The following is a 22,398-nucleotide window of genomic DNA, read 5'->3' on the forward strand; positions in this document are numbered from 1 at the left end:
CTCGGCGGGAGGGGGCCCGCCCCGGCCCGCCCTTAGCAGCAGACCCCCACTGCGTGTGCGGCCGGCTGCCATGCCGCATCGGGTCACCTGCGTTCCGGCGCGGTCGCCCGCCGAGGAGCGTGAAACACGAGCGGATGCCGCGCATCGGCGCCGCACTGAGGAGAAGGCATCATGCGCAAGCTGTACTCGGGCCTCGCCTGGACGGTGTCGGGCGCCGTCGTCGTCCAGGCCGCCGCGATCGCGTTCGCGTTCGGCGGCATGCTCAACCTCATCGCCGAAGGCGGCGTCGTCGACAAGGCGCTGCTCGAGAGCTTCCAGGCTGCCGGCGTCGGCGAGATGGGATTCCTGGTCCACGGGCTCGTGGGCGGCGTGCTGATTCCACTCGTGGCGGTCGCGCTGCTCGTCGTGTCGTTCTTCGTCCGTGTTCGCGGCGCCAAGCTCTGGGCGGCGATCACGCTCGGGCTCGTGGTGCTGCAGGTGACGCTCGGGTTCTCGATCGTCGGCTCCCCGTACCTCGGCATCATCCACGGCGCGAACGCCCTCGCGATCGTCGTCGCCGGTGCGGTCGCCGCCCTCCGGGTGCGCCGCGCGCGCCGGACCGAGGCGGCGAGCCCCGAGGAGGCGACGAGCGATGCCGTCTCGGCGTGATCTCCTGCGATGCGCCGTCGTCGGCGTCGCGGTCGCGACCGCGCTCGGCGCCGGTGCGCTCGCGTGGAGCTCCACGCTGCTCGGCGAGTACTCGGTCATGGACATGGGCTCGGGCGACGGGCACGCCGGCCACGGCGGCCACGGTGCGGGTGCACCCGGTGGACACGGCGCGGCCGAGGCATCCGGCGCCGTCAGCGTGACCGCGCTGACGGCGCCCGACCGCCCCGCCGACGTGCGCGTCGAGCTCGTCGCCCGGCAGGGCACCGTCGAGGTGCCCGGAGGCCGGTCGATCGAGGGCTACACGGTGAACGGCACCTCGCCCGGGCCCGAGATCCGCGCCCGCCAGGGCGACCTCGTCGAGGTCGTGCTCGTCAACGAGTCGGTGGCCGACGGTGCGACGCTGCACTGGCACGGCATCGACGTGCCGAACGCGGCCGACGGCGTCGCGGGCATCACGCAGGACGCCGTGCCGGTCGGCGGTCGGCACGTCTACCGCTTCGAGGCACACGACGCCGGCACCTACTGGTACCACTCGCACCAGGTCTCGCACGTGCAGGTCGAACGCGGCCTGCTCGGGGCGATCGTGATCGAGCCGGCCGAGACCGCCGCCCGACCCGATGCCGCCCGCGAGCTCGACCGCACCGCCCTGCTGCACATCTACGGCGGCCAGCACACGCTCAACGGTCGCGTCGCCGACGAGCGCATCGCCGCAACTCCAGGCACGACGGTCCGGGTGCGCGTCGTCAACACCGACCAGGGCACCGCCGCGGTGTGGGCGGGCGTCCCGTTCCGCGTCGCCGCGACCGACGGGCACGAGGTGCACGAACCGGGCGAGGTCGACGGGCAGCGCCTGCTCATCCCCGCGGGCGGGCGGGCGGATGTCACGGTCGTGGCGCCCGATCGCGGCGCGGCGCGCCTGCACGTCGGCGGCGCCCGGAGCCTCCTCATCGGCGCGGTCTCGGACGCCGATGACTCCGCGCCGCCGGTGCGCCAGCCCGCGAAGACCCTCGACCTCCTCGCCTACGGCGCCCCTGCCCCGCTCGACTTCGACCCGGCCTCGCCCGACCGCTCGTACGACTACGTCATCGCCCGCCGTTTCGGTCTCATCGACGGTCGCCCCGGCAACTTCTGGACGATCAACGGGCGCATGTTCCCCGACGTGCCGATGTTCGCGGTGACCGAGGGCGACGTCGTGGTGATGCACCTCCGCAACGACTCGGGCGACGTGCATCCCATGCACCTGCACGGCCACCACGTCGTCGTGCTCTCACGCGACGGCGTCGCGGCCTCGGGCAGCCCGTGGATCGTCGACTCGCTCGACGTGCACCCCGGCGAGTCGTACGACATCGCGTTCGTCGCCGACAACCCCGGCATCTGGAGCGATCACTGCCACACCCTCCCGCACGCCGTCGACGGACTCATCGCCCACGTCATGTACGACGGGATCACGACGCCGTTCACGATCAACGGCGACGCGGGCAACCGGCCCGAGTGACCGCAGCGGCGCGGCCCGCCGCCTCAGTCGACGAGCGCCCCCGCCGAGAGGTTCGCGATCGCGCCGGTCATCGACCGGGCACGGTCGGAGGCTGCGAACGCGAGGTACTCGGCGATCTCGTCGAGGGTGGGCAGCCGTCCGAGCATCGTCATGCCCTCGAGCCCGGTCAGCCAGTCCTCCATCGGGATGCCGCCGGCCGCCGCGATGCGCCCGAACATCTCGCCCGTGTACGACGTGGCGACCGCGTCGGACATGGCGTGCGGCCGCACGCAGACCACGCGCACCCCGTCGGGCCCGAGTTCGCCGGCGAGCGCGCGCGAGAACCCCTCGAGTCCGGCCGACTGCGCGGCGTTGCCGATGAGCCCGCGGCCGGTGAGCCGGGCGCCCGGCGTCGAGATCGTGAGGATCACGCCGCCCCGCTGCGCGATCATGGGCCGCGACACCGCCTTCGCCGTCACGAAGTTCGTCTGCAGGTACCCGACCACGGGGTGCAGGTAGTCGTCGAGCGAGGTCTCGGCGATCGGCAGGCCCTGCACGTGGTCGAAGCCGACGGCGTTGAGGGCGACGTCGATGCGGCCGGCGGCGGCGACCACCTCGTCGACGTGCCGGTCGACCGCGGCCTGGTCCATCGCGTCGACGACGGCGATCGCGACGTCGGCCCCCTCCGCTCTGACCGCGGTGGCCGCGGCTTCGAGGCGTGGCAGGCTCCTCCCCGCGAGGTACAACCGTGCGCCCTCGCGGGCGAACACCCGCGCCGCCGCGCCCCCGATCGACCCGCCGCCGCCGTGGATCACGGCCACCTTGTGCTCGAGCAGCATGTCGCACCTCCCCTTCGTCAATATGCAACTTCATGGTTGCACATGCGTGCGGGAGATGCAATCGTTCGATTGCAGTTCAGGCTTCGCGCGGCCGGAGCACGATGACCGGGATCTCCCGGTCGGTGATGCGCTCGTACCGCTCGAAGCCGCGGGCCGTCGCCGTGATCTGCGCCCATGCGGCGGCCCGCTCGGCGCCGTGCAGCTGCTCGGCGACGACGTCGATGCGCCGCCCCGCGAACTCGATGCGCACCTGATCGGGGTGACCGGCGATGTTGTAGTACCAGGCGGGGTTCTGCGGGGCGCCGTTCGCCGACGCGACGATGTACCTCGCGCCGCCACCGGCGGGGAACCACCGCACCGGCGTCACCCGCTCGAGGCCCGTGCGGCGACCGACCGTGACGAGCGCCAGCTTGGTGCCGCGACGGTCGCCCTTGTGGCGGATCCGCTCGGCCATGCGCTGGTTGGCCCACTGCTCGAACCGGTTGCGGGCCGGCTGATGCGCCCCGTGGGTACCGTTCGGCGTGTCGAATGCCATCGGATCGCCTCCTCTCGGTGGCGAGTGCTGCTCCACCTCAATCATCCCGCCGATTCGGCCCGCGCGGCACACCGAATTCCGTCGAATCAGGGGGTCCTGACCGCCGAGGCTCGCCGGGTGACCGATGCCTCACGGGGACGCCTAGACTCGCCGGGTGACCGACGCCCCCACCACCCGCCGCATCGAGCTGACGCTGCACAAGCCCTGGTTCGCGCTCTACTGGGGCGTCAAGCCGACCCTCGTCATCGACGGGCGCGGCCAGCCGAGCCAATGGGGCGTCGGAACCTGGCAGGTCCGCACCGACGAGCCGGCCGTCGTCGGCGCCTATCTCTTCAACCGGGTCTGGCGCTTCGGGGCGGCCGAGTTCACGCTCGCGCCGGGGCATCCCGCAGCGCTCGTCTACCGCGCGCCCGCGCTGCCGTTCCTTCGCGGGCGCTTCCGCCCAGCTGAATAGGATGTCCCTGAACCGACCCCCGGAGAGGACGCCCATGTCATTCGGCGACGCGATCACGACGGTGCTGCGCAAGTACGCCGACTTCAACGGGCGGGCCGCTCGGCCCGAGTTCTGGTGGTGGATCCTCTTCTACGCCCTCGTCGCGGCCGCGCTCGGCGTGTTCAACGTGATTCCGATCGGCGATGCGTCGAGCCTCGGCGCCGTGCTCTCGAGCCTCTGGGGCATCGCCATGCTGCTGCCGACGCTCGCCGTGATCGTGCGACGCCTGCGCGACACCGGCCAGAGCTGGGGCCACGTGTTCTGGCTGCTCGTGCCGATCGCCGGGCTCATCGTGCTCGCGATCATGCTCTCGCAGCCGGGCAAGCCGGGCGTCGTCACCGCCTGATCGCGGGCACGGCACCCGCTGCGCGCCGCGCACCCCGGGCGTAGGCTCACCCCCATGACCATTCAACGGATGGACAACGTCGGCATCGTCGTCGACGACCTCGACGCCGCGGTCGCCTTCTTCGTCGAGCTGGGCATGGCCGTCGAGGGCCGCGCTCCGATCGAAGGCCCCTGGGCCGACCAGACCGTCGGGCTCGACGGCATCCGCAGCGAGATCGCCGTGCTCGTCACGCCCGACGGCCACGGCCGGCTCGAGCTCGCGAAGTACCTCGAGCCCGCGGCATCCGAGATGTCACCGCCGAACCCGCCGCCGAACACGCTCGGCCTCCACCGCGTGATGTTCGCCGTCGACGACGTCGACGACACCGTCGCCCGCCTGCGCGGGCACGGCGCCGAACTCCTCGGCGAGATCGCGAACTACGAGGGCATCTACCGGCTCTGCTACCTCCGCGGCCCCGCCGGCATCATCGTGGCGCTCGCCGAGCGGCTGGGCTGAGGGCCGGCTGCGAGCGGGCACGCTGCCGCCCGCACCTCAGTGCCATCCCGGTTGACGCGCCTCCAGCACCGGAGGAGTCTGCAGGTACGGGCTCCCACCGCGACGAGGGCACTCTCCGCCGCGTACGACCCCGACGGTCGAGCCCGGTGCTGGAGGTGACCATGTCATCCACCGCTGAGACGAAGACCGGCTGGCAGCAGGTCAAGGGGCTGGTGCTCACCGCCGGGGCGCTCGCCGGCGCGATCCTCGCCGTCATCGGCGTGTGGAATCTCTTCTTCAGTCCCGACCAGGGCGAGCAGGCGTCGGCCGAGCTCACGATGATCGGCGAACAGAAGCTGCACGATTTCGATTTCGACGAAGCGACCGAGGGCCTCACATCGACGCCGGAGGGCATGCCACCCGGCCGAATGACGATCGACCTGGTCGCAGCTCCCGCGCCGTCTCCCGGGACCGGCGACGAGCTCGACGACGCGGGAACAGACCCCGCCGATCCCGCCGATCCTGCCGATCCCGCCGATCCCGCCGATCCCCTCCAGGAGATCCCGACGCCCTCGGATGCGCCGGTCATCCCCGAACCCCTGGCGCCGATCCCGAACCCGCCGCCCACGCCCGGCATCGAGACCGATGACCCCACGGAGGCTCCCGCCCGCCGATTCGACCTCGTTCCGCGGGCCGAGGCGCTCCGGTCGCTCGGCGGAAGCGTCGGCGTCGAACGCTACGACCCGACCGACCAGGAGTTGACGACCGCGTTGCTCTCGGTCCCCGAGAACGTCGACCTGTCCGATGCCGGCGGCGACGCACTTTCCACGGACGAGGCCGCGGCCCAACTGGCGGCGGATCTCGCCGAGGTCGAGTCCTCCGAGGAGGACGGCACCCTGAACCCGCACGGCTACAACATCATGGTGAACTACCGGCTCGACTGGCTGCGCGGCGAGCGCCTGGTGCTGACCTGGTCGGTGCACAGCGACGACGCGGCGAGCGGGTGGGCCTCAGACCGACTCGGGATCCGGTTCACCCCGACGACCGAGCACGACAGCGGCACCGCGTACATCTGGGCGCCCGACCTCGAGTCGCTCGGCCCGCACACCCTGGAGGTCAAGATCTACCACCTCGCGAAGAACGCGCTCCTCACCGCCAAGCCGCTGGAGCTGCCGGCGGACTGACGTCCGCCCCGACACGCTCGTCGTCGGGCTCCTCGAGGCCTAGCCGAGGCCGGCGCGCCCCTCCGAGGCATCCAGCTCGCCCTCGACCGGGCGGTTCGAGAGGCCGACCGATCCGGCGCCCGGCTCGCCCTTCGACAGCGCCGCCGACACCGCGACCGACTCGTCGACGTCGGGGTACTGCGGACGCAGCTGCACCGGCTGGCGGCGGCGCTGCTCGCGCTTCGCCTTGCGCGAGGCGGCGAGGAGGTTCAACGCCTCGACGAGGATGGCGAACGCCATCGGCGCGTAGATGAGCGCCTTGTCGATGTGCACGCCGAAGCCCTCGGCGATGAGGAACACGCCGATCAGCAGGAGGAACGACAGGGCGAGCATCTTCACCGTCGGGTGGCGGTTCACGAACGTGAAGATGAAGCGCGCCGCGAACAGCATGATCGCGAACGAGAGCACGACGACGGTGACGATCACGACGAGGTTCTCGGTCATGCCGACCGCGGTGATCACCGAGTCGAGCGAGAACACGATGTCGAGCGCGAGGATCTGCGCGAGCACCGAGCCGAAGGTGATGCGCTTCGGCGCGGCGCCGTGCTCCTCCTCGGCGCCCTCGAGCTTGTGGTGGATCTCGGTGACGGCCTTGTAGACGAGGAAGAGCCCGCCGGCGATGAGGATGAAGTCCTTCACGGAGAAGCCCATGCCGAACCAGACGACCACGTCTTCTTTCAGCGTGATGATCCAGCCCGCGAAGAACACGAGCACGACGCGGATCACCATCGCGAGCGTCAGGCCGAGGTTGCGGGCCTTCGCCTGCTGCTCCTTCGGCAGCTTCGACGCGAGGATCGAGATGAAGATCACGTTGTCGACGCCGAGCACGATCTCGAGCACGAACAGCGTGACGAAGACGGCGATGAGGTCGGGGGTCAGGGCGAGGGAGAAGTCCACCCGTTCATCGTAGAGAGGCTCCGCGGTCTTATGCGGGAGCGGGCTCCGACCGAAGCACCTCGGCACGAAGTTCCGTCTGCAGCTCCTGCACGATCGCCGCGGTCTCCGCCTCGGTGATGAGGCGGAGCGCGCCCCGAGGCGAGATCGGCACGAGGGCGAGGTGGATGTCACGGCCCTCATGCCGCACGACGAACTCGACGGCCGGCGTCCAGCGAACACCCATGAGCGTCTCGCCGACCTCGATCGCCGAGATCTGCTGCACGCGGACCGCGAGCGCCGGTGACGCCGCACCGCCAACGAAGAACCTCAGCGCGCCGTCGACGATGACGACGGTGCCCAGCGCGCTCGACGACACCCTGGCGCCGAGCTGTCGGGCCGACTGGGCGAAGTCGGGGGTGGCCGAGCACGCGAACTGCATGGCGCTCGGAAAGGCCGCGGTGAGCCGAGACTGTCGCGCACGGGATCGAAGCACGAGCCACAGCGTCACGGCCGCAACGACGACGATGACGACGACCACTGCGATCACGAGGGGACCGAAGAGGTCGTCGCCCCGCTGGGCGGAGTTCGCCAGGCGAGCGGCCTGCAGGGCGATGAAGACGCCGCCGAAGACGACGGCGATCGCCACCGGCAGCCATCGACGAATACCGGTCGTCTTGCGGGTCGCCATGCCGGGTCCTCTCGTTCGGGAGCACCAGCATAGGCGCCGACGCCTCAGCGTGTGAGCTCGGCCTCCTCGTCGAGGTGGCCGAGCTTGTACGGGTTCGCGATCGAGAAGATGCGCGTGATGCGCCCGCCCTCGACCTCGAAGCAGATCGCTCCCGCCAGTGCGCCGTCGACCTCGCCGCGGATCGCCGGGTGCCCGTTGACCCATGTCGGCCGCGCCTCGAACGGCAGGCCGAGCTTCGCGAGCCCGCCGAGCAGGTAGCGGGCGATCTTGTCGGCACCGACGATCGGGCGGCGAGCCGCCCCCTTCACGAAGCCGCCGCCGTCGGCGACGGAGACGACGTCGGGTGCGAGCACGTCCATGAGGCCCTGCAGGTCGCCCGAGTTCACCGCGGCGACGAACCGGGCGACGACGGCCTCCTGCTCCGCGCGGTCGACCGCCACGCGCGGGCGCCGGGCGGCGACGTGCTCCTTCGCGCGGTGCGCGATCTGGCGCACCGCGGCCGTCGTCTTGCCCACCGCATCGGCGATCTCGTCGTACGACACGTCGAACACTTCGCGCAGCACGAACACCGCGCGCTCGGTCGGCCCGAGCGTCTCGAGCACGGTGAGCATCGCGATCGAGACGCTCTCGGCGAGCTCGACGTCGTCGGCCACGTCGGGGCTCGTGAGCAGCGGCTCGGGCAGCCACTCGCCCACGTACGACTCGCGCCGGCGCGACCGGGTGCGCAACTGATTCAGCGCCTGCCGTGTCACGATCCGCACGAGGTACGCGCGCTCGTCGCGCACCTCCGTACGGTCGACGGCGTTCCAGCGCAGCCACGACTCCTGCAGCACGTCCTCGGCGTCGGCCGCCGAGCCGAGCATCTCGTACGCGACGGTGAAGAGGAGGCTCCGGTGCGTGACGAACGGGTCGTCGGTCATGACGCCGAGCCTACGACTTCGGCCGGGGCATCCGTCGTCGCCGTGGCCGGCGCGCGCGTCGCGAGCGGCGGCAGCTCGCACGCGTCGGCGTAGCCCTCCGAATGGATGCCGAGGGCGACGTTCATGCGCGAGCTCATGTTCATGAACGCGACCTTCGCGGTGAGCTCGATGAGCGCGGCCGGACCGAGCTCGTCGAGCAGCGCCGCCGACAGCTCGTCGGTGACGGCGGGCGGGGTCTGGCTCATCGCCTCGGCGTACTCCATGACGTTGCGTTCGAGGGGCGTGAACACGGATGCCTCGCGCCAGACCGGCACCTGCCGGGCCTTCGCCTCGTCGAGCCCCTCGTTGTGCGCCTTGTAGTAGTTGAAGTCGAGGCACCAACTGCAGCCGATGTACGCCGCCGTCGCCATCACGGCGTAGCTCGCGAGGTTGTGATCCAGCTCATCGAGGGCCTCGATCTTGCGGCCGATGCCCATCGACGCGCGCATGAGGGCGGGATGGTGCGCGAGCACCCCCATCGAGTCGGGCACCTGGCCGAGCATGCGCTTGGCTGCGATCTTCACGACGGTGCCGAAGACGCCGGTGAGCTCGGTCGGCGGAATGCGGGTCTGGGTGGTCATCGTGTCCTCCTGCGATCGTCGACGGCCCGGGGTTCGGTTCCCGGGATCATCCCGTCGCACATGAAGACACCGACCGGGGCGGCCGTGTGACATCCGCGCAGAAATCTCTTCTCGGCGACCGCGACGGCGTCACGTCGTGGCATGGCAGAGGCGGCGACGCACCCAGCCCGAGGCATCCGCCTGCGCGAGCTCGCCCGAGCGGATCGCGCGGACGAACTCGATCGCCTCCTCGCTCAGGCGACCGTCGGCGGTGTCGGGGGTATCGCGGAGCACCGTGACGGTGAGCCATCGCGCGAGCCGTCCGCCGATGCGGACCGTCACGGCCACGGTGCCCGCGAAGTGGCGCGCCTGGCCGTCGGTGTCGTCATCGACGGCCAGGCGGAAGCCGCGTCCGCGCAGGCGATTGCGGCCGCCTCCCGCCGCGTCGAACAGCCACAGGGGTCCGCGCCGCACGCCGGCGATCCGCCCGAGTTCCTTGAGGAACCGCCGGTTCGAGTAGCCCCGCTCGGCGAGGCGGGCGATCGAGTCGGCGAGGGCGGCGCAGGCGTCCATCCCTTCACTGTACGAGGGCGGGAACCGGTTCGAGCGCGGGCGCAGCTCGGAGCGAACGCTCCTGCGGACTACCGCGCCGGGGAGACGGCCGAGGCGATGACCTGGGCGAGATCCACGGGGCGACTCCACATGGGCCAATGGCCGGTGGGGAGGTCGACGAAATCGACCTGCGTCAACCTGCTCACCTCTGCGAACATCGGATGCCCCGCGGCAGCGAGCTCCCGGATCTGGCCGCTCGTGATGGAGCAGCACACCAGCGTCGTGGGGACGTCGAGGCGCTCGTCGTCGGTGAGCGTGACGGTCTGGCGCAGAACGGCGCCCGGCTCGGGAACGGCCCGGCGACGGAACCGCTCGAGGTCGTCGGGACTCAACCCGTCGAGGCTCGCGTTGGCGGCGAGATCCTCGAACGCGGGCAGCGGGAGCTCGTCGAGATCGGCGGGTGCATCGGGGGCGAAGACGCTGCCCGGAGCGAGCGGGCCGCTGTCGACCCAGACCACGCGGCGGAGCAGGTCGGGGTGCCGGTCGAGCAGCATGCTGACCGGCGCGTTGGCGCCGCTGTGCGCGACGATCACCGCCGGGCCGTGTCCGGTCGCAGCGTCCTGGGCCAGCGCACGTTCGATCGCGTCCACCTGGTCGTCCAGGGTCCTCGAAGCGCGCTGCGCGTCGTCGGAATCGAGCCCGGGCAGGGTCAGCGCGGTGGCGCGGTGGCCGGCTCCGCGCAGGTGCCGGGCGACGTCGTCCCAGGCCCATGCCCCCAACCAGTGGCCGGGGATCAGGAAGATGGTCGGGTTCTGCTCGTCATTCGTCATGTCTCCACTCTCGCGGTCTGCCTGGACAACGGGATGTCACTATTTCTGGCACGAATTTGAGATGATGCTCTGGTGAAACGAGCTGAGCGCCTCCACGCGCTCTCGGAGATGCTGCGCCGCCAAGGGTCTCGCGGGTACACCGCGGGGCGAATGGCGGCGGAGTTCGGCGTGTCGGTCCGCACGATCAAGCGAGACCTGGCCTCCCTCGAACGCAGCGGCGCACCCCTGTGGTCCCGTCCCGGCCCCGGTGGGGGCTACGGGCTGACGGAGATGGCCAGCCTTCGACCGGTCAGCCTGAGCCCCGCGCAGGCCGTCGCGATCCTGGCGGCGGCGTCCGCCGCCCCCGATGCTCCCTACGCCGACCTGGCCTCCTCGGGAGTGCAGAAGATCCTCGACGTCCTCGATCCCGCCGCGCGGGCCAGAGCCCGAAGGCTGGCGGATCGCGTCTGGGTCGACGCACCGCCCACTCCGAAGCGGGCCGTCAGGTCGGCGCTCGAGGAGGCGATGACCGAACAACGGGTGGTCCGCATCCGCTACACCTCGTCCGACGGCACGAGCACGACGCGCGACGTCGAACCGGTGCTCTTCGCCTCGACGAGCGGGCAGTGGTACCTGATCGGCTGGTGCCGGCTGCGCGACGCGATGCGCTGGTTCCTGATCGCCCGAGTGCAACAGGCGCGGGTCACCGCACTCCCCTGCACCGGACACACCGTCGACGAGATCGGAGCTCCACCCGCGACGGCACGACCGGTGCACGGACGTGACGACTGACTGCCCTCTCGACGGCTCCGGTCACCTCGCCTCGTCGACCACCGGGGCGAGATCTGCGGGCTGCGGCTCCGTCAGCGGCAGCGCGTCGCCGAGGATCGGCGCGAGCGCGGAACGCGCCGGGCCGAGGTAGCGGCCGAGTTCGGCTCGCCCGTAGCGGATCGGCACCGGCGCCGTGCCCTTCGCCGGGTACATCTCGTACTCGTCGCGCAGGGTGCCGAGGAAGTGCGGGCCGAGCGCCGGGGCCGCCCCCGCGATGACGACCTCCTGCGGGTCGAGGAGGGCCGCCATGATGCGCAGCGCGCGTGAGAGGGCGCGGGCGCCGAACGCCATGCGCTCGCGGGCGTCGGCGGTCGAGGCGAGCAGGCTCGTGTCGTGGCCGTCGAGCTCGTCGGTGTAGGCGTCACCGAGCATCGCGCTCATCGAGGCCGCCGATTCGAGGCATCCCGACAGCCCGCAGCGGCAAGTCGATCGAGCGCCCTCGAACACGACCCGGACGTGGCCGATCTCGCCGGCCCGACCGGTGGCCCCCGACAACAGCGTGCCGCCGTTGGTGACGGCGGCGCCGACCCCCTCGCCGAGGTGCACCACGAGCCGGATCACGCCCTCGCCGGCGTCGGCGGCCTCGGTGAGGGCCTCGGCGTCGACGTCGTTGACGACCGAGGTCGGGGCGTCGATCGCCTCCTCCAGCAGGCTCGCGAGCGGCACCCCGAACCAGCCGAGCTGCACGCTGTCGACGACGACGCCGTCGGCCGTGACCCCGGGCACCTGCACGCAGGCGGCGAGGACGCGCGACTCGATGCCCTTCGTGATCTCGCGGACCGCGTCGACGACTGCCGAGACCTCCACCCCGTCCGGGTGGTCGACCCGACGGCTCGCGACCGTGCGGCCGGCGAGGTCGACGAGCGCGGTGTCGACGGCGCGCGTGCGCACCACCGCGACGACGATGAGGTGGGTGTCGCCGTCGATCTCGAGTCGGGTCGCGCGCTTGCCGCCGGTGCTCTCGGCGGGGCCGGTCTCGGTGACGAGGCCGACCTCGATGAGCTCGGCGACGAGCGACGACGCGGTCGCCGAGGTGAGGCCTGTGCGGCGCGCGATGACGGCGCGGGTGACCGGCGCGGGCTCGCGTGCGATGAGGCCGAGCGCCCGGAGCAGGTTGTCGCGGCGGATCACCGTCTGCGCGTCGGGCACCCCGTCGCTCGCGAATCGGCGCAGGAGAGCGGATCGGCGCTGCGGACTGGCGGTGCTCACGGTCATCGTCTCCTCGGTCGGGCGAAACGGTCGCCGGCCGCGCTGCCGGGCACGAGAACATCTTGCCCCTTGACGCGTCCACAGCGATCGCCTAGGTTCGACCCAACTTAGTTTACTAAGTCAACAAAGTGGGCCGGATGCACGGATTTCCTCCGTCGCACGAGTTCCGCGGTCGGGGATTGGCCGCGGGACTCCCCCGCCCCGTCCGCGCGCCCTACCGCCGATCCGCGGTGCTGCGCGCCGTCGGCGCGGCGACGACTCCGTGGCTCGGGCGACACACACGATCGTCGAGAAGTTGGAGGCAATGATGCAATCAATTCGCAAGACGTTGGCCACGGCAGGAGTCTGCGCCGTCGCCCTGGCCGGGGCGCTCGTGCCGCTGCCGGCCGCCGCGGCCCCGCCAACGGGACCGCTGCCCGCCGTGAGCCCCACCCCGCAGTCGATCGACCGCGCCGGTTCCGACCTCAACGTGCCCGGGCGCGTCGAGGTCGTCGTCGACGACGGCACCGACGCCGCCGCGCTGGCAGCGCTCCGCGAGACCCTGACCGCGCACGGCGTCGACCGCATCGACGAACGCGCCACCCGGTCGGGCCGGGCCCCGCTCACGATCGAGCTGGGTGCGGCTTCGCGCGGCGACATCCGCTCGGTGCTCGGCGAGACCGAGGTCCCGACCCATGCCGAGGGCTACGCGATCCGCGCCGATGCGTCGAAGGGCCCGCTCGGCACCGTCGCGCTCGGCGGCGTCGACGCCGCCGGCCAGTACTACGCCGTCAAGACCCTCGAGCAGCTCTTCGTGCCGAAGGACGACGGCGGGTACCGCATCGCCGGCGCCTCGGTCAGCGACTTCCCCTCGATGCCGCTTCGCGGCACGATCGAGGGCTTCTACGGCAACCCGTGGACCCACGAGGAGCGCCTCGACCAGCTCGAGTTCTACGGCGACGTCAAGGCGAACACCTACATCTACGCGCCGAAGGACGACCCGTACCACCGCGACAAGTGGAAGGACCCGTACCCCGCCGACAAGCTCGCCGAGCTCGGCGAGCTCGTGGAGACCGCGACCGACAACCACGTGCGATTCACTTTCGCCCTCTCCCCCGGCAACACGGTCTGCTACTCGAGCGACGCCGACTACCAGGCCCTGACGGGCAAGCTGCAGCAGATGTACGACCTCGGCGTGCGGGCGTTCAACATCCCGCTCGACGACATCGACTACGGGCGCTGGCACTGCGACGGCGACCGCACCGCGTTCGGCGCACCGAGCGGGCGCACCGCCGGCATCGCGCAGGCCTCGTTCCTCGACCGCGTGCAGAAGGAGTTCGTCGAGACGCACGAGGGCGTGCAGCCGCTGCAGATGGTGCCGACCGAGTACTACAACACGAGCGACTCGGGCTACAAGACCGCACTGCGCGGCATGGACGAGGACGTCGTCGTGATGTGGACCGGCGAGGGCGTCGTGCCGCAGGAGGTCACGGTCGCACAGGCGCAGAAGGCCGCCACCGTGTTCGGCGGACCGACCTTCCTCTGGGACAACTACCCGGTCAACGACTACGGCCAGACCTCGGGCCGCCTGCTGCTCGCCCCGTACGACAAGCGCGAGGCCGGGCTCGGCGAGTACCTCTCGGGCATCGTCTCGAACCCGATGAACCAGGCCGCCGCGAGCAAGATCGCGATCTTCGGCGTCGCCGACTTCACCTGGAACGACGAGGCGTACGACGCCGCGCACGACTGGTCGCAGGCACTGCGATTCATCGCGAACGGGGATGCCGCGACGGCGGCTTCGCTGCGGGTCTTCGCCGACCTCAACCACCTCGCACCGAGCTTCGGGGCGCCGTGGCAGCCGCAGTCGCCCGAGCTCAACGCCCGGATCGCCGCGTTCTGGGCGAGCTGGGAGGCCGGCGACAAGGCCGGCGCGGTCGCCGACCTCCGCGAGTACGCGGCGGCCATCGCCGACGCGCCCGACGCGATCCGCAACGGGCCGACCGATGCGGCGTTCGTCGCCGACGCGAGCCCGTGGCTCGACGCGACCGCCCTCTGGGGCGCGGCGACCGTCGAACTGCTCGACGCCGTGCAGGCGAGGATCGACGGCGACGAGGCATCCTCGACCGAGCTCGCGGCGTCGGCGAAGGCGACGGCCGCCGCGGCCGCCGCGGTCGTCGTCGACCCCGTCGACAACGCGTGGGGCAAGGCCAAGGTGCGCATCGCCGACGGCGTGCTCGACGTGTTCCACGGCCGCATCGGGTTCACGCTCGCGATGTGGGAGGCGGGTGACGTCGTCAACGTCGCACCGAAGGGCACGGCGACCGCGTCGAGCGTCGAGGTGCCGCAGTTCGGCGCGCCGAACGTCAACGACGACAAGACGACGACGCGCTGGGCCTCGGGCTACAGCGACGACTCGTGGGTGCAGGTGAAGCTCGCCGAGCCGACCGTCGTGCGCGGCGTCACCCTCAACTGGGAGTCGGCCTGCGCGAACGCGTACGAGCTGCAGACCTCGAAGGACGGGGCGACGTGGACGACGATCCGCACGGTCGACGACTCGACCTGCGGGCTCGACATCTTCACCTTCGACGAGGCCGACCCGGTGCAGTACGTGCGCATGCAGGGCATCGACCGCAAGACGACGTGGGGCTACTCGATCTGGGAGTTCGGCATCTACGCGGCGAAGTGAGGTTCGTCGCCCGGTGATCGGGCGATCAGCCGACCGGTGCCCTTCCGCTCATCACGAGTGGGAGGGCGCCTCCGCGTGCGCGGTGCGATCCGTCATTCAGTCGGTACCGTCGGCGAGCACCGCGCGCAGCCGTGACCGGCACTCCGCCACGAACTCGGGGAACGTCTCCCAGTAGTACGGGATGCCCGAGACGGCGACGCCGATCGCCCACGCGCGGGCGCGCAGCCAGGTCGCCTCATCGAGCTGCGCCGCCGCGAAGTACGCGTCGCGAGCGGCGGGCGGCAGATCCCACACCGGCGCGTGCTCGGCGTCTGGCGCGCCGACCGAGAGCGCGCCGAAGTCGATCACCGCGTGCAGGCGGCCGTCGCGCACGAGCAGGTTGCCCGGTCGCAGGTCGCCGTGCAGCCAGACGGGGCCGGCAGTCGAGTCGGGCATCGCCACCGCCTCGCGCCACCACCGCTCGAGGGTGTCGACGGCGAGCTCGTCGCCGACGAGCCGCCGGCATTCGTCGAAGTGGGCGCCGATCCACTGGTCGGCATCGTGAAGGCTGCCGCCGCGATACCAGCTGAGCTCGCCGTCGCGGCTCGCGCCCATGAGGTCTATCGAGTGCAGCTCGCGCACGAAGCCGGCGAGGTCGGCACCGAACGCCGACCAGTCGTCGACGTTGCGCGACTCGGGCACGGCCCCGTCGATCCAGCGCACGACCGCCCACTCGGCCGGGTAGTCGGCGCTCGGCGCGCCCGCGAACTCGGTCGTCGGCACGCGCAGGGTCAGCCGCGGCGCGAGCCGCGGCACCCACTCCCGCTCCGTGCGCAGCGACGCGGCCTTGTCGACCGTCCGAGGCATCCGCACCAGCAGCTCGTCGCCCAGCCGGAACATGCGGTTGTCGGTGCCGGCGCCCGCCTCGGCGAGGGGCAACTCGGCCCACTCGGGACGGTCACGGCGCAGCAGGGCGGCGACGAGCTCGGCGTCGATGGTCAGCTCGTCGTCGTGCAGGGGCATCCGCCCATTCTGCCGGTCAGTCGAGCGGTGCGTACTTCGCGGCGATGATGCCCGAGTCGTACACCTCCGTGCTGAGCAGCCGCAGCCCGACCGGATGCGGCGAGCGCAGCCGGTCCTCGGCGTTGCCCACGATGAACGGGTGGATGCCGACGTGCACCTCGTCGACGAGCCCGGCGTCGACCAGCGCGGCAGCCACCCCGCCGTACCCGTGCGAGACGATCGAGGAGTACCGGCCGCGGAGGGCCCGCACGGCCTCGGCCAGGTCGCCCTCGATGAGGGTGCAGTTCCAGTCGAGCGGGCCGATCAGCGTCGTCGAGGCGACGAACTTCGGCAGTGCGTTGTAGTGCGCGGCGAAGCCGCGTTCGTCGGTCTGCGCCGGCCAGTACTCGCGGAAGAACTCGTAGCTGCGCCTGCCGAGCAGCACGGCGTCGGCCCCGAACACGAGTTCGTCGCTCGCTCGCTGCAGCCCCGGGTCGTTCTCGTCGAACCAGTGCTCCATCTGGTCGAACGCCCCGTCGAGCGTCATTTCGAAGGAGATCGTCACCTTGCCCATGCGCCCCAGCATGCCCCGAGCACGGCGCCGTGTCGATGCCTTGCGGGACACGTCGACACCTGCGCCCCATGCTTCGATCGTGACGCTCCGAGGTCATCCCTTCCAGCCGGCGCGTTCGATCGTGCGCATGACGGCCTGCAGCTCGGTCTCGTAGCGGGCCGTGTCGGTGGCGTAGCCGGCGCGGGCGACCTCGGCGGCGAAGGCGTACGCGTCGGGCAGCTTCGTGAACGCCTTCGCGTAGCGCTGGTGCCGGAGCACCCGCCCGTGCGCGAGGAAGGCGGCGGCCGCGTCGGGGTAGGCGCGGAACCACGCCTTCACGACGTAGTCGTACTTGCCGTCGGCCCGCGGGGTGACCGAGATCACCTCGGGGTACTTCACGTCGGGCGTCGAGTGGACCTCCCTGGTCCGCCACAGCTGGCGCGTCGCCTCGGGGTCGGTCGCCCTGGCCTTGATGCCGAAGAAGTTGTACCTCGCCGCGCGAGCACCCCATCCCGACTCGAGCGCGGCCTGCGCGAGCGTGACGAGCGCGGGCACGCCGCTCGATGCCTCGCTGGCCCGGGCGTGCGGGCCGTAGACCTCGACGAACCGCTTGGGCGGCAGCTTCACGTTCGTGTGACCCTGGTCGGGTGGCGCCGGTGCCGGCTTCGGTGCGGGTGCCGGCTTCGGCGGAGGCGGTCCGCCGCCGATCCCGGGCACGCCGCCCGCGAACAGAACGCTCGGGCTCCGCGCGCCCTCCCACGAGAGCTCGACGTGCGCGTGGTCGGTGTGCGGGCTCACTCCCCCGTAGGGCCGCCACCCCGCACTGCGGCGCGGCCAGCTCCACTGCTGCCGGTTCCAGATGATGTAGACCACCTGCAATTCGACGGCGTTCTGCTGCAGCCAGGCGATGTAGTCGGCCGTCTGCTTCGCCTGCACCGGGTCGGATGCCGCGGCGTAGAGGTCGATCGCACGGCCCTCGCCGTGGATGGAGGGTGCGGTGCTGCCGCGCACGGAGCGGCAGTTGTAGATTCCGGCCTTCCGCCCGGTCAACCGCTTCCACTGCGCCGCCATCGCGGTCGCCCCGGCCTGCGCCTTGCCGGTGCATCCGGCGAACTTCGTCTGCCGCACGACGCCCGCAGCCCGATCGGGGGTCGCCGTCTGCGCGGGCTTCTGCGGGGTGTCGGGCTTCGGCGTCGGCAGCGGGGTCGGCGCGGGGCGGGTGCGCCGGGCCTGCCGGTGGGCCTCGACCTCGCGCTTGGCCCGCACCGCGGCATCCCCCGAGAGGTACGTCCAGATCGACCAGGTGCCGCGCACGTCGACGTGCGCGAAGCTCGCGGCGACGCCGATGCCGAGGTCGGGCCCGCCCACGTCGATCGCGAGCTTCGCGATCTGCGTGCCGGTGAGCCCGCGGATGGAGATGTCGGCGGCCTGGCCGGAGCAGTGCCGGCTCAGGGTCGCCTGCTTGCCGCGCGCGGCGTACACCGCCTGGTTGCGCGCCCACGAGCGGTAGCCCGACCCGATGCGCACGGGCTTGCCCGCGCGATCCCGGATCGCCTGCAGCAGGTGCACCAGCGCGGGCGAGATGCGGGCGACGGGCGCGGCGCGGCCGCCGCTCGTCACGAGCTCCTTCACGGTGAAGTTCTTCGACAGCGTGGTCGCGTGCACGGCCGGGCCGGTCTGCAGCAGCGGGAGCCCGGTGCCGTGCGGATCCCAGTGCTCCTGGCCCTTGCCCGTCGCCCCCGTCGCCGCCTGCAGCTTCGCACCGCTCGGGAAGTCCTCGCCGAGGAACTCGGGTGCCGCGTCCTCGAACGCGGCCTGCCCGCCCTCGTCCTCGTCCTCGAGGGCGAATCCGGATGCCCCGGGCGCGGACTCGTACCCGGTCTCATCGCCGAACGCCTCGGGGTCGAACTCCTCGGGTTCGAACGACTCGGGCTCGAACTGCTCGAAGGCGAACTCCTCGGGTTCGAACTCCTCCGGTTCGAAACCCTCGTCGGCGGCCTGCTCGGTCTCGAACGACTCAGCGCCGAACCCCTCGTCCTCGGCGTCCCCGGACTCCTCGGGCTCGAACGCCTCCGAGAACTCCCCCGTGTGGAATCCCTCGTCCTCGTCCTCGCCCTCCTCGTCGAGCCATTCGCCCTCCCCGGCGGCCTCGCGGGCGTCGACATCGAACTCGCTGATGACCTCGAGCTCTTCCTCGGCGAATCCCGCGGCCTCCCACTCGTCCGTCTCCGCCGTCGCCGGCGGCATCCAGGCCTCGCCCTCGTCGAGCCTCTCCGCCTCGAGCTCACCGCTCCCGCGGCCGCCGCAGTCGACGCGCTTCGCGCCGACCTCCGCCCCCGCATCGGCGAGCAGCTGCCGGCCGAACCGGCGCGGGATGTCGTTGTGCCCGACCGAGGTGCGCTCGACCCGGAACCGCGGTGCGAGCGCGGCGGCGCCCGGCCGCGACAGTGCGGCGCAGAGCGCGGTCGCGACCACGCCGCTCTGCGCCGCGGTGCCGGCGCCGAAGAAGACCCGCATGGCGGGCGCCGTGGCCGCCGGCTGCCCCGCCGCCTGCGCGACCCGGCGACGCATCCACGAGATGAGGTTCGCCGCCGAGCCGTAGAGCGCGTCGTAGGCGAACACCTCGTCGGGGTCGGCGTGCGCGAGGATGCGGTTCAGCGGGTCGCCGCCGCCCGAGTGCGCCGTGAGGATGAGCCGTCCGCGGGCGGCGGCGATGCCGGTCTGCTCGCGGAACCGCTCGAGGCCCTCGGCGACGAGCGCGTCGAGCGCGCCCGGCTTCACGAGGGCGGGGAAGGTGAAGCGGTCCGACCGCTTCGCACTCGGCTCCGACTTGCCACGGGGCAGGAGGAGCAGCGTGGGACGACTGCGTCCGCCCCCGCCGGGGCTCGCCGGGTCGCCGAAGTCGAGGCCGCTGATCGGCTCGACGCTCGTCGGCAGGCGCATCTGCCGGCCGGGCCCCGAGTAGCCGTGCAGGTGCACGACGACGTCGACCGTCGAGGGCGAGCTCATCGCGTTCCAGCGCATGACCATCGCGGGCGCGGCGCCCCCGTGGCCCGCCAGCACCGCGACGGTCGGCACCTCCGCGCGACCGCCGCTCGTCGTTCCCGGCGTGCTCGGCGCGCCCGGTCGCGGGGCGGGCACGGGCACGGGACGCGGAGCCGGACGTGAGCGCCGGGCCGCGCGGTAGGCGGTGAGCTCGGCCGCGACCGCCGACCAGTTCTTCACCCCGCCGTAGTTCCATAGCGTCCAGGTGCCGCGCACGTCGAGGTGCGCGAAGCCGACGCCGACGCCGACCCCGATGTCGGGACCGATCGCGTCGATCGCGAGCTTCGCGATCTGCGTGCCCGACATGCCCGCGATCGACACGTCGGCCGCCTGGCCCGCGCAGTGGCGGCTCTTCGTCGGCCGTTTGCCGCGGCCGCGGTAGACCGCCTGGTTGCGCGCCCACGAGCGATAGCCCGAGGTGATGCGCACGGCGACGCCGGCGCGGTCTCGCAGCGCCTGCAGCGCGACGACGAGCTCGGGCGAGATGCGGGCGACGGGCGCGGCGCGGCCGCCGCTCGTCACGAGCTCCTTCACGGTGAAGCTCTTCGAGAGCTTCACCGCCTGCACGGCCGGCCCGGTGTCGAGCAGCGGCAGCTTGGGCCCGATCGGATCCCAGTGCTCCTGCCCGTCGCCGGTCGCGCCCGACGTGATGCGCAGCGTCGCACCGTTCGCGAACGTCACGGTGCCGGCGGCCTCGTCCTCGCCGAACCACTCGGGCTCGGCGAACGACTCGGGATCGGCGAACGACTCCGGGTCGCCGAAGTCCTCCGGCTCAGCGAACGCCTCCGGCTCGGCGAAGCCCTCCGGTTCGAACTCCTCCAGCTCGCCGAACTCCTCGGGCTCGGCGAGACGCTCCGGCTCACCGAACGCCTCGGGCTCCTCGAACTCCTCCGCCTCGAATCCGGCCGCGACCTCGTCGGGCCGGGCGAACGGCGTCTCGAACCCCCAGCGGTCGAACTCGACGGGCGCGGATCGCGGTGCACTCATGATCGCCTCCTGACCTCGACGACGCGGTCACCGCGACGCCGGAGCCGACGGCTTGGCGACCACGTTCACCCGCGCCGGGACCACGGCCTTCTTGAGGTCCTTGCCGCTCGCCGCCGACCACTCGGTGATCACGCGACGGCTGAAGGCGCCGAGCGGCTGCGCCCCGGCCGGCGCTGGACCGGTGCCGGGGGGCTGCGCCTGGGCGTAGAGCAGCCATGCGAACTGCGGACCCGACACGTATCCCGCCTCGAGCGTGCGCAGCAGCAGCGAGAGCTCGGTCGCCATCGCGAGGAAGCTGCCCGAGCGCGTGTGCGGCGCGAGACCGACCCGCTCCCCGATGAGCTTCAGTCGCTCGCCGGGGCTCGAGGCCTCGGCGCGCAGGTCGACGATGACCGGCGTGTTCGTGCTCAGCGTGAGGTGCACCCAGCCGAGCACGGTCGCCGCGGCCAGCTCCTCACGGGCGAGCATGCCCTGCTGGCGGCGCACCCGCAGCTGGTAGCCGAGCTGCTCGGCGATCCGGAAGATCCGGTCGTCGTCGGCCTGGTTCACCCCTGAGGTGTTCCGCAGGTTCGACATCGCCTGCCAGAGCTCGAACAGCAGCTCTTCGAAGAGCGGCACGAACCCGGTGTTCGCGGCAGCCGCCTTGTCGAACACGGCGGGCGCGTTCGCCTCGGTGCCGAAGGCGAGATCGACGCCGAGCACGCGCCAGTAGATCCCGCGACGCACCCCTTCGGGGTCGGGTCGGAAGCTGCTCGTCGAGAGCCACGGCGAGACCAGGTTGGCGCCGCCGAAGAGCATCGCCTCCGTGGCATCCAGCCATCGAGAGGTGGCGCGCTGCGGGATGCCGAGCCCTTCGCCGCCGCGGAACTCCTTGACGACCCTGCGGAGGATCTGCACCGCCCGCGTGTTCTCGAGCACGTACGAATAGCCGATGTGGTCCCAGGCGGGGCCGGCGGTGGGCGGAACGGGGCTGAACGCCCCGCTCGCCCACAGGGCACGACGGGCCGGGCCCGCCGGGCCGCCCGGCTCGTTCCAGATGTTCGCCTGGTCCCAGACCTGCTCCATGTGGAGCACGAGGTCCATCGGGTCGCTGCCGAGCACCGCGAGCGCGGCGTCCTGCTGCGAGAGCCCTGCGGCGACGAGCCGCTGAACGAGTTGCTGGATCATGAGCTACGCTCCCTTCGCTGCGGCGCCGACGCCGACCTGCGCGGGCCGGGCCTGACCGATGTACCCGAATTCGAGCTGCGGCGGGGCGAGCCGTTCGACGCCCTCCCAGGTCGGAGCGTCCATCGCCTCCCGCAGGGTCGCGAGGGCGTCGGCGACCTCGTCGGGCAGCGGGTCCGCCGTGCGCGGGGGCACGAGCTCCCGCAGCGGAGCGAGCTCCTCGATGATGTCGACCATGCCCTGGCCGATCGCGTCGAGACCCGTCGACAGGCTGACCGACTCGGCGAGCGACTCGACCCGCGCCTGCAGCACCTCGTTCTGGGCGGCGAGCACCGTGATGAGGTCGCGCATGGCCGCGATCTGGTCGTCGTCGCCGCCCCCGCTGCCGCTCGCCTTGCTCGAAGCGGCCTTCGACGTGCTGCCGGACCCGCTTCGCGAGCCACCGGCGGCGGACTGTGAACCGCGTGTGGTTGCCATGGTGTCCTCC

The 22,398-nt window shown here is 71.9% G+C and carries 22 protein-coding genes; 8 read left to right on the forward strand and 14 right to left on the reverse strand.

Going from position 1 to position 22,398, the window contains the following annotated elements; all coding sequences use genetic code 11:
- Positions 1-171 precede the first annotated feature (171 nt).
- The gene (locus ACFVAJ_RS03560; protein ID WP_376941421.1) at positions 172-648 is read left to right on the forward strand and encodes a hypothetical protein; all 477 of its coding nucleotides are present in this window, start codon (positions 172-174) and stop codon (positions 646-648) included.
- The gene (locus ACFVAJ_RS03565; protein WP_376941422.1) at positions 632-2,143 is read left to right on the forward strand and encodes a multicopper oxidase family protein; all 1,512 of its coding nucleotides are present in this window, start codon (positions 632-634) and stop codon (positions 2,141-2,143) included. The genes ACFVAJ_RS03560 and ACFVAJ_RS03565 overlap by 17 nt, the downstream gene beginning before the upstream one ends.
- Before the next feature lie 23 nt (positions 2,144-2,166).
- Here ACFVAJ_RS03565 and ACFVAJ_RS03570 read toward each other — a convergent pair whose 3' ends face one another.
- Both ACFVAJ_RS03570 and ACFVAJ_RS03575 read right to left on the reverse strand, forming a co-directional pair.
- Positions 2,167-2,961 (reverse strand): SDR family NAD(P)-dependent oxidoreductase, encoded by a 795-nt coding sequence (locus ACFVAJ_RS03570; RefSeq protein WP_376941423.1) that lies wholly within the window; start codon positions 2,959-2,961, stop codon positions 2,167-2,169.
- Between the two features lie 76 nt (positions 2,962-3,037).
- Positions 3,038-3,496, reverse strand: a complete 459-nt coding sequence (locus ACFVAJ_RS03575) for a nitroreductase/quinone reductase family protein (RefSeq protein WP_376941424.1) — start codon at positions 3,494-3,496, stop codon at positions 3,038-3,040.
- A gap of 154 nt (positions 3,497-3,650) precedes the next feature.
- Between ACFVAJ_RS03575 and ACFVAJ_RS03580 the strand changes: the two genes are divergently transcribed.
- The 4 genes from ACFVAJ_RS03580 to ACFVAJ_RS03595 all read left to right on the forward strand — a co-directional run bounded on the left by ACFVAJ_RS03580 (position 3,651) and on the right by ACFVAJ_RS03595 (position 5,993).
- Positions 3,651-3,950 carry a hypothetical protein gene (locus ACFVAJ_RS03580; RefSeq protein ID WP_376941425.1) on the forward strand — a complete coding sequence of 100 codons (300 nt, stop codon included), beginning with the start codon at positions 3,651-3,653 and terminating at the stop codon, positions 3,948-3,950.
- Positions 3,951-3,984: 34 nt separating this feature from the next.
- Positions 3,985-4,335: a DUF805 domain-containing protein gene (locus ACFVAJ_RS03585; protein WP_376941426.1), complete on the forward strand. Its 351-nt coding sequence runs from the start codon at positions 3,985-3,987 to the stop codon at positions 4,333-4,335.
- 54 nt (positions 4,336-4,389) lie between these two features.
- Complete coding sequence (locus ACFVAJ_RS03590) at positions 4,390-4,830, forward strand: VOC family protein (protein WP_376941427.1); 441 nt, start codon at positions 4,390-4,392, stop codon at positions 4,828-4,830.
- Between the two features lie 161 nt (positions 4,831-4,991).
- A complete protein-coding gene (locus ACFVAJ_RS03595) occupies positions 4,992-5,993 on the forward strand; it encodes a hypothetical protein (RefSeq protein WP_376941428.1) in 1,002 nt (333 codons plus the stop codon).
- 39 nt (positions 5,994-6,032) lie between these two features.
- Here ACFVAJ_RS03595 and ACFVAJ_RS03600 read toward each other — a convergent pair whose 3' ends face one another.
- The 6 genes from ACFVAJ_RS03600 to ACFVAJ_RS03625 form a co-directional block, all read right to left on the reverse strand.
- Positions 6,033-6,929 (reverse strand): TerC family protein, encoded by an 897-nt coding sequence (locus tag ACFVAJ_RS03600; protein ID WP_376941429.1) that lies wholly within the window; start codon positions 6,927-6,929, stop codon positions 6,033-6,035.
- Positions 6,930-6,957: 28 nt separating this feature from the next.
- Positions 6,958-7,596 (reverse strand): hypothetical protein, encoded by a 639-nt coding sequence (locus ACFVAJ_RS03605; protein WP_376941430.1) that lies wholly within the window; start codon positions 7,594-7,596, stop codon positions 6,958-6,960.
- A 44-nt stretch (positions 7,597-7,640) separates the two neighbouring features.
- The gene (locus ACFVAJ_RS03610) at positions 7,641-8,516 is read right to left on the reverse strand and encodes an RNA polymerase sigma-70 factor (RefSeq protein ID WP_376941431.1); all 876 of its coding nucleotides are present in this window, start codon (positions 8,514-8,516) and stop codon (positions 7,641-7,643) included.
- Entirely contained in the window at positions 8,513-9,136 is a 624-nt protein-coding gene (locus ACFVAJ_RS03615; RefSeq protein ID WP_376941432.1) for a carboxymuconolactone decarboxylase family protein, read from the reverse strand. Before ACFVAJ_RS03615 ends, ACFVAJ_RS03610 begins: the two co-directional genes overlap by 4 nt.
- Positions 9,137-9,265: 129 nt before the next feature.
- Entirely contained in the window at positions 9,266-9,688 is a 423-nt protein-coding gene (locus ACFVAJ_RS03620) for a hypothetical protein (protein WP_376941433.1), read from the reverse strand.
- 68 nt (positions 9,689-9,756) lie between these two features.
- On the reverse strand, positions 9,757-10,497 hold the full coding sequence (locus ACFVAJ_RS03625; RefSeq protein WP_376941434.1) for an alpha/beta fold hydrolase: 741 nt from the start codon (positions 10,495-10,497) through the stop codon (positions 9,757-9,759).
- 72 nt (positions 10,498-10,569) lie between these two features.
- Here ACFVAJ_RS03625 and ACFVAJ_RS03630 point away from each other — a divergent pair, with 72 nt between their 5' ends.
- The gene (locus ACFVAJ_RS03630; RefSeq protein ID WP_376941435.1) at positions 10,570-11,268 is read left to right on the forward strand and encodes a helix-turn-helix transcriptional regulator; all 699 of its coding nucleotides are present in this window, start codon (positions 10,570-10,572) and stop codon (positions 11,266-11,268) included.
- Positions 11,269-11,289: 21 nt separating this feature from the next.
- On the opposite strand, the gene ACFVAJ_RS03635 is transcribed toward ACFVAJ_RS03630, so the two are convergent.
- Positions 11,290-12,516, reverse strand: a complete 1,227-nt coding sequence (locus tag ACFVAJ_RS03635; protein WP_376941436.1) for an ROK family transcriptional regulator — start codon at positions 12,514-12,516, stop codon at positions 11,290-11,292.
- A gap of 304 nt (positions 12,517-12,820) precedes the next feature.
- Between ACFVAJ_RS03635 and ACFVAJ_RS03640 the strand changes: the two genes are divergently transcribed.
- Positions 12,821-15,181 carry a beta-N-acetylglucosaminidase domain-containing protein gene (locus ACFVAJ_RS03640; RefSeq protein WP_376941437.1) on the forward strand — a complete coding sequence of 787 codons (2,361 nt, stop codon included), beginning with the start codon at positions 12,821-12,823 and terminating at the stop codon, positions 15,179-15,181.
- A 96-nt stretch (positions 15,182-15,277) separates the two neighbouring features.
- Here ACFVAJ_RS03640 and ACFVAJ_RS03645 read toward each other — a convergent pair whose 3' ends face one another.
- The 5 genes from ACFVAJ_RS03645 to ACFVAJ_RS03665 all read right to left on the reverse strand — a co-directional run bounded on the left by ACFVAJ_RS03645 (position 15,278) and on the right by ACFVAJ_RS03665 (position 22,388).
- Positions 15,278-16,183, reverse strand: coding sequence for an aminoglycoside phosphotransferase family protein (locus ACFVAJ_RS03645; protein WP_376941438.1), 906 nt, complete (start codon positions 16,181-16,183; stop codon positions 15,278-15,280).
- A 16-nt stretch (positions 16,184-16,199) separates the two neighbouring features.
- Entirely contained in the window at positions 16,200-16,736 is a 537-nt protein-coding gene (locus tag ACFVAJ_RS03650; RefSeq protein WP_376941439.1) for a dihydrofolate reductase family protein, read from the reverse strand.
- A gap of 93 nt (positions 16,737-16,829) precedes the next feature.
- Positions 16,830-20,747, reverse strand: a complete 3,918-nt coding sequence (locus tag ACFVAJ_RS03655; RefSeq protein WP_376941440.1) for a D-Ala-D-Ala carboxypeptidase family metallohydrolase — start codon at positions 20,745-20,747, stop codon at positions 16,830-16,832.
- 27 nt (positions 20,748-20,774) lie between these two features.
- On the reverse strand, positions 20,775-21,914 hold the full coding sequence (locus tag ACFVAJ_RS03660; protein ID WP_376941441.1) for a hypothetical protein: 1,140 nt from the start codon (positions 21,912-21,914) through the stop codon (positions 20,775-20,777).
- 3 nt (positions 21,915-21,917) lie between these two features.
- Positions 21,918-22,388 carry a hypothetical protein gene (locus ACFVAJ_RS03665; protein WP_376941442.1) on the reverse strand — a complete coding sequence of 157 codons (471 nt, stop codon included), beginning with the start codon at positions 22,386-22,388 and terminating at the stop codon, positions 21,918-21,920.
- Positions 22,389-22,398 lie beyond the last annotated feature (10 nt).

Source organism: Agromyces sp. NPDC057679 (genome assembly GCF_042799635.1).
In the GTDB taxonomy this organism is placed as follows: Bacteria; Actinomycetota; Actinomycetes; order Actinomycetales; family Microbacteriaceae; genus Agromyces.